Source organism: Spirulina sp. CCY15215 (assembly GCF_016888125.1).
Taxonomy (GTDB): Bacteria; Cyanobacteriota; Cyanobacteriia; order Cyanobacteriales; family Spirulinaceae; genus CCY15215.
On sequence record NZ_JACSWA010000559.1, the window covers coordinates 24,182 to 31,079 of the forward strand.

Genomic DNA, 6,898 nt, shown 5'->3' on the forward strand with positions numbered 1-6,898 from the left:
TGATATTACTCTTTTTATTTGCGCTCGCTCTCCGAAACATAGCTATCTTGGTGAATGGGGATCTCTACAACAAATTCAGCCCCCTTACCTGGTTCAGAATAACAGTGCATTTTGCCACCATGTCGCTCAATAACAACTTGATAGCTAATCGATAAGCCTAAACCAGTTCCTTTGCCAATCTCCTTGGTAGTAAAAAATGGATCGAAGAGCTTATCTAGAGTGTCGGGTTTAATACCTATGCCATTATCGGCAATTTTGATGCGAACCCAATCCGATTCAATTAACTCAGTAGTAATTAAAATTTTAGGAACTGCTGAATCATTAAAATGACCGCTCTCCCAAGATTCCTCTAGGGCATCGATCGCATTACTGAGTAAATTCATAAACACCTGATTCAACTGACCCGCAAAACATTCGATATTAGGGAGATTAGCATATTGTTTAATAACCTCAATCTTCTCAATATTTGCTTGTTTCTCCCAGACTGCACCTTTTAAACGATTTTGTAGAATGCGTAAAGTGCTGTCGATACCTTCGTGAATATCAACTTGTTTCACCTCTGCTTCATCTAAGCGGGAAAAAGTTCGCAAAGACTGTACGATCTCGCGAATGCGTTCGGCTCCCAATAATAAAGAATCTTGTAATTTGGGCAAATCTTCTTTGAGAAAATCGAGTTCTATCTCTTCAATTGCCTCTTGGAGTTCTTCCGGAGGCTGAGGAAAGTGTTTTTGATAGAGTTCAATTAAACTGACTAATTCATTGGTGTAATTTTTGGCGTAAACTAAATTGCCATAAATAAAATTGACAGGATTATTAATTTCGTGGGCAACCCCTGCAACCATCTGTCCCAAACTCGACATTTTTTCACTTTGAATCAGTTGGGTTTGGGTTTGTTTAAGTTTGTTCATTGCCTTTTCTAATTTTTCATTTTTCTCTTTTTGTCGTAGGGCTTCTTCTGCTTGTTTCCGTTCGGTAATATCTCGGAATGTTCCGGTATAAAATGATCTATCTCCTAATTCAGCTTTTGTGAGGGTGGCTTCTACGGGAAAAATCGAACCGTCAGCGCGATGTCCAACCACTTCCTGTTGTTTGTTTTGCAGTAACTTGGTCAGTAAAAGAGCGCGATCGCTAAGTTTTGCTGGGGACCAACCAATGAGGTCAATAATCGACATTTTCGCCAATGCTTCGGAGGAATGTCCGAAAATAAATTCGGTACTGGGATTGGCGGTAATAATTTCTAGGGTTGCCGTGCTAAAAGTAATAATGGCATCGGTGGAAGTTTGCACGATCGCATCGGTGCGAGTAACGGCTTCTTCCATTGCATCCATCACTTGATTGTAGCGATGACCGATGCGACCAGCTTCAGTAAAGCGATCGGTGGGAACTCGGGCGCTCATATCTCGCGTTTCGGCTTGATAGTCCATGACGCGAAAAAGGTCATAAACTTCTGTTTTAGCATCGTGTTCGGAAACGTTCAAGCCGATTTCCTCTTCTTTAGGAGAAACCCGCAACCGAACGAAACGATTAAGTAGATAAACCAGTATAAATGTTAAGCCAAACGCCCAAATAAAGCCTGTACCGATGCCCAGTAACTGCACGAGGATCTGCTGCCCCTTACTTAAACCAGTTCCCAAGGCTTCGGATTTACCAAATAAACCCACTGCAAGGGTTCCCCATACCCCAGATCCAGCATGGACGGCGATCGCATCTACGGCATCGTCAACGTGCCAGCGATTCAACCAATAGACGCAAAGCATCATCACACTAGCCCCAACACTGCCAATAACGAAGGCTATGGGGGTGGAAACGGCGTGACAGGGGGCGGTAATTGCAACTAACCCGGCGATCGAGCCATTTACGATCCGTTCGACTTTGGGAAGGCGGTGCTGTTGCCAGTCGATCGCCCCAGAAGTGAGCATTCCTCCAACTCCTGCAATGATGGTATTAACAATAATGTGAGGAACTTGCTCCGTTAAGGCAAGAGTGCTGCCTCCATTAAAACCCAACCAGCCAAACCAGAGCAACATCGCTCCTAAAACGGAAAAGGGCAAATTAGAGCCGCGAATCTCTTGGGGAGGTTTATTTTTAGGGAAACGTCCCAAACGTGGTCCGATTACCATTAAGGTCGCAAGGGAGATCCAGCCTCCGACGGAATGGACGACGGTAGAGCCAGCAAAGTCCACAAAGCCCATATTCCCCAACCAGCCGGTTAGTATTCCTGTTTCGGCACCATTCCAACTCCAATGACCGAAAATGGGATAGATTAACCCCGAGGCGATCGCGGCAATGATTAAATATGCTTGAAATTTGAGGCGTTCGGCCACGGCTCCGGAGACAATGGTGGTAGCCGTGCTGCAAAACATGGTTTGAAATAGAAAAAAGGCGGCAAGTTTTGGCGCATTATTATCTAAGTTAAGCAGGAATCCTGTGAAGCCAAACCAGCCTCCATAAGAAGCGCCAAACATCAAGGCATAACCGAAGACCCAAAATAAGGCAACGGAAACACCAAAATCAGCTAAATTTTTAACAGCTACGTTAATACTGTTCTTCGAGCGTGTTAGTCCCGATTCTAAACACATGAATCCGGGCTGCATGAGGAACACCAAGCCGGAACAGACGATAAGCCAAAGAATATCCGTCACTGAAAGATTAATAAACGTTTGAATAGTTTTTCCGATCTATAGATCATGCACTAAATTCCTCACAAATATTGTGTCATTTTATACGATTTATAAGGTTACATTGCAACAATTGAGAAAATATTGATTTTTTTTGGCGATCGCGAAAATTTCCTTATAATCGATTTACGATGCAGGAAGCTCAAGAGAAGGAGGAGAAACTTCTCGATTAGTTAGTAGTCCCATTGTTATTTTTCCATTCACTTGAACGGGAACTAAGATAAATTGGAAAGTCATGGGATTAGGACTATTACTAACTTGTTTCTGGTAACTATAGACTGTTGCTCCATCTTGTAGAAAAGAGAAACCTGGCTGAAATCCAGCCTCAGTTAATCGAGAATTAAGTTTATTTTTGAGGTCTTGTTCTGAAATCTGGCTGGAAGGGTCTTCAATAGGAATACGACCGCGAAAATAATAGGTTTCTTCATTTGCAAAAGTTGGGCTTATGGTTTGGATTTCGGCGAGTTGAATATCTTTTAAATTTAATTCGGTATAGACATCGGCAAAAATCTTCTCTCGCAGTTTTTCTTCTGGGGATAATTGCTCAATTTTATCTTTAAATTTCTCTAATTTTTCCAGTGAAACTATTTGGTTGAGCAGCATTATTATCGTGCGATCTTCTAGAGAAAAAAGATGGAGATATCGAGGTTGTATATTGTTTACAGAAACCTTGTATATTGATGTATTGCTGTTTGCTTCAATCTTGTCTTGATTAAATCCTTTCTTAGGAATTTGGTCTTGAAAGAATGCCGCAACGTCCCCAAGAGGATCTATGGTACTCCTGGTTTTACTATTGATTTCTTTTGATAAATAAGTAAGACCTGAACCTTCTTGAGAATTTTGATAAAAAGGAAAGTTATTCTCAAAGGGATCGCCTTCGGAGGGCGGTGGATTTGTGTTATTTTGTCCTACATTTCCGTTAGATGAATTAGTTGGAGAGGGTGAGTTGGTTGGAGAGGGTGAGTTGGTTGGAGAGGGTGAGTTGGTTGGAGAGGGTGAGTTGGTTGGAGAGGGTGAGTTGGTTGGAGAGGATGATTTGGTTGGAGAGGGTTGAGGTTTTGCTGTGTTTACTTTTCGAGAAGGGAGAGGAGATCGAGGCAGTTTTTTCGGCTGAGGTGTAACTGCGGATCTGGTTTGAGGAGGCTGCGATCGCGCTACGGGAGAAACGCCTGGGGTTGGAATTGGCGCAGGTTTAGGGGGAGAGAGTTGAGTAATTTTAATCGCTTCTTGCTTCTCTTCCTTGGGTTTTTCTGCGTCCACTTCAGTGTCTAGGGTCAAGGGAAGTAGCAAAAATGCAGCATGAAGCCCCAAAGAAACGAACAGTAAGGGACGATAGAAAACCTGTAGGAGGCGCAAATTTTTCCGGGAGGTAGAATTCATGATCGATCGCACAAGAAAACCGAATCAATCTACTATAGTAGCTCGTTCTTAGGGGGCATGACGAACAGACTCGGCAATTGTTTCTCCTGATCGCCTCTGTCGCGATCGCACAATTGTTGGCGATCGCTTTATCTTTCTCTCATCAACTTTCCGCAGGCGATCGCTTTCGATCGCCAGTAAAATTCTTAATGAAAATTGATCTAAAATCATGCAGTAGATGCTTTCTCCTTCTTAATGAGGTCATAAATACCTAGTTCTTTTAAATGTTCCGTAGGAATACTGGTGATAAGATTAGGTTGAGAAATAATTGCGTTAGAGACAGAAGTGCATCCGATCGCGCTCCGATCTGCGCGATCGCGATTTTCTAAAGTTTGATGGGGCATTGTTGCCGCGATCGCATAACGCTGAAATCGAGAAATATGTTTAATATAGGTTAATAACTCTCTTCCCAATTTTGTTTTGCGCCAATCCAATTCCGGCGAGATCGCCTCATCAAGAGAGAGGGTGTTTCCCTTTGCTCCCCAAATACGAAAAACAGGGCTATTGTAAAGGCCGCCTTCTTCTCCAAAAGCAAAAGTATTTCCTTCTCCCGTAACATCTACAAAACAACGAGGGAAAAAAGAAAAGCACAAGCGATCGGTCAGATCGCGATTTTTGTCGATCTCAATCAGATCGCTATTGCAAATAAGAACAAAACAAAATCTCTCTCTTGGAGGCAATTTAAGGGGTTCGATCCGATTAACGCGATCGTCTGAGAAACGTGCGCCCCAACTGCCAAATCTAGCGCCCTGGGTCAAATCTGCGATCGCCAAATGTCCTAATGGTATGGGATTGAGAGACTGTGGAGAATGAATGCGATCGAGAATTTCTGCGATTAATGCGGGAGAATCTAATTGAAAATCCTCCATTCCTTCTAAACTAAAGAGTACCAGTTGTCCTGCTGATATTTCCCGACCGTGCCAAAGAAACTCGATCGCAATTTCTCCTGTTTCGCCGACGGTAAAAATGCCCGAGGGAGATTCTTGAGAAACGCGATCGAAGTTAAGAAAATCGCGAATATAGGGCGCTTGGGGGGATAATCTGAAAAGTTGTTTGAGGAATTTAAGGAACACAACAATACTTCCAAGAGTGCGAGGGGTCTAACTTACTCATCGGAAGAAGTGGGCTGAAATTATGCAATTCTTAATATTTCTTAACTATTTAAGAAACCGGATAATCTCCAGGGATGGGTGCTTCTCCTCCTTCGAGTCCTAATGACTCTAGGAGGGCGCGATCGCGTTCGGGAGGCTGTCCGAGGGTGGTGAGGTAATGACCCACCAACATCGCGTTAATTCCCGCTTGTAAGCCCAAATGCTGCAACTCTCCCATCACAGCTTCTCGACCGCCAGCATAGCGAAGAATTTGCTGGGGAAGTAGGAGACGAAAGAGGGCGATCGCTTTTAAGGCTTGGTAAGGATCGAGGGGATTTTCTGCTCCCAAGGGGGTGCCTTGACGGGGGTTTAATAGGTTGAGAGGGACTGATTCTACTTCTAATTCTCTCAGGGCGAGGGCGAGATCTACCCGATCTTGCCAACTTTCCCCCATACCCATAATGCCCCCAGAACAGGCTTGAATGCCTGCTGCTTTGAGATTTTTAATGGTTTCGACGCGATCGCGCCATTGGTGAGTCGTGACAATTTCGGGGAAGTAATTTTCCGAGGTTTCCAAATTATGGTTGTAGCGAGTCACTCCGGCTTCTCGCAGGGCTTCCGCTTGTTCCGGTGTGACTTCTCCTAGGGCGCAACAAGGTTTAATGGCGGTTGTGGCGATAATTTCCCGCACAGTTTCGAGAATTTCCGCAAATTCTTGCGATTTGGGGCTATTATATTTTATGCCTCGACCCTGACTGACCAAGCAAAAGCGCTTGGCTCCTGCGGCGGATGCGGCTTGGGCTTGGGCGAGAATATCTGCTTTAGTTTTTAACTCATAAACTGGGGAGTTTTCACCGGGATGATGCGCCGACTGGGAGCAAAAACTGCAATTTTCCGAGCAATTCCCCGATTTAATATTAACAATGCTGCACAGATCGACGACGTTACCACAACAGGCCGCCCGGACGCGATCGGCGGCTTCGCAGAGGGCTAAAATATCCGCCTCGCCTTCGATTTTAGTTAAATCTAGGGCTGCCGATCGCCCTAACTGTTCTCCCGCTATGATGCGATCGCTTAGGTGGGCTAGATAGGTTTTTAACGGGTTTCCCGTTAAGGGTGGGGTTGGGTTTGGACTGCTCGATCGATCTAAAGCAGTGGATGCGAATGCTTGAACCACGTTTTGCTCGTACTCCCAATATTGGCGATCATAATCTTATCAGTTTGATGTCCCCTAGGACAAAGGTAGTGTAACGAAACTTCTTAATTCAGATTTTCTGGGTAAGCTGACAAGCTGAAATGAGATGTATCATGAATGAAATTGTTGTGTACTGTTTAAAAAATTGCTGCAATTAACAAAAAAACGTGCCGATCGTGTTGTCTTATATAATATTAATTGGCAGAAATTTGAAAATATTTTACTCGATCTTGGAGACGTTAATACTGTTCGTATCGCTTACGATCGCGGAACATTGGAAATTATGACTCCTCTACCCGAACACGAATATTACCGAGAGGCGATCGGTGATATCATTAAAGATATTGCCGAGGAACTCGATCTCGACTGTCAGAAACCTCAGCCTAAAGGCATGAGGCTTGAAAGAGAAATCTAACAGGCCATTCTGACCAGACTAAGTACCCCGCGTACTACGTTATTTGGGTCACGACACCTTGGAATGCGAAGCTAGTTCCTCGCTCTGTCGTTAGCAGTTA

5 protein-coding genes and 1 pseudogene are annotated in these 6,898 nt (G+C 44.1%); 1 reads left to right on the forward strand and 5 read right to left on the reverse strand.

Translation table 11 applies throughout. The annotated features are described in order from the left end of the window. Window positions 1-14 precede the first annotated feature (14 nt). The 5 genes from amt to bioB all read right to left on the reverse strand — a co-directional run bounded on the left by amt (window position 15) and on the right by bioB (window position 6,365). Entirely contained in the window at window positions 15-2,642 is a 2,628-nt protein-coding gene (gene amt / locus JUI58_RS27865; RefSeq protein ID WP_348539929.1) for an ammonium transporter, read from the reverse strand. A 162-nt stretch (window positions 2,643-2,804) separates the two neighbouring features. Next, window positions 2,805-4,058 carry a hypothetical protein gene (locus tag JUI58_RS19600; protein ID WP_204105497.1) on the reverse strand — a complete coding sequence of 418 codons (1,254 nt, stop codon included), beginning with the start codon at window positions 4,056-4,058 and terminating at the stop codon, window positions 2,805-2,807. A 48-nt stretch (window positions 4,059-4,106) separates the two neighbouring features. Beyond that, the gene (locus JUI58_RS19605; protein ID WP_204105498.1) at window positions 4,107-4,268 is read right to left on the reverse strand and encodes a hypothetical protein; all 162 of its coding nucleotides are present in this window, start codon (window positions 4,266-4,268) and stop codon (window positions 4,107-4,109) included. Next, complete coding sequence (locus JUI58_RS19610) at window positions 4,265-5,170, reverse strand: hypothetical protein (protein WP_204105499.1); 906 nt, start codon at window positions 5,168-5,170, stop codon at window positions 4,265-4,267. Before JUI58_RS19610 ends, JUI58_RS19605 begins: the two co-directional genes overlap by 4 nt. 88 nt (window positions 5,171-5,258) lie before the next feature. Beyond that, on the reverse strand, window positions 5,259-6,365 hold the full coding sequence (gene bioB, locus JUI58_RS19615; protein WP_204105500.1) for a biotin synthase BioB: 1,107 nt from the start codon (window positions 6,363-6,365) through the stop codon (window positions 5,259-5,261). A 166-nt stretch (window positions 6,366-6,531) separates the two neighbouring features. On the opposite strand from bioB, the pseudogene JUI58_RS19620 reads away from it, so the two are divergent. Then, window positions 6,532-6,756: pseudogene (locus tag JUI58_RS19620) on the forward strand (Uma2 family endonuclease); the annotation flags it as partial. Window positions 6,757-6,898 lie beyond the last annotated feature (142 nt).

What these genes read in the sequence shown, in the direction of transcription:
- JUI58_RS19600 (WP_204105497.1), bottom strand. Translation starts at nt 4,058, where the DNA reads ATGAATTCTACCTCCCGGAAAAATTTGCGCCTCCTACAGGTTTTCTAT.
- JUI58_RS19605 (WP_204105498.1), bottom strand. Translation starts at nt 4,268, where the DNA reads ATGATTTTAGATCAATTTTCATTAAGAATTTTACTGGCGATCGAAAGC.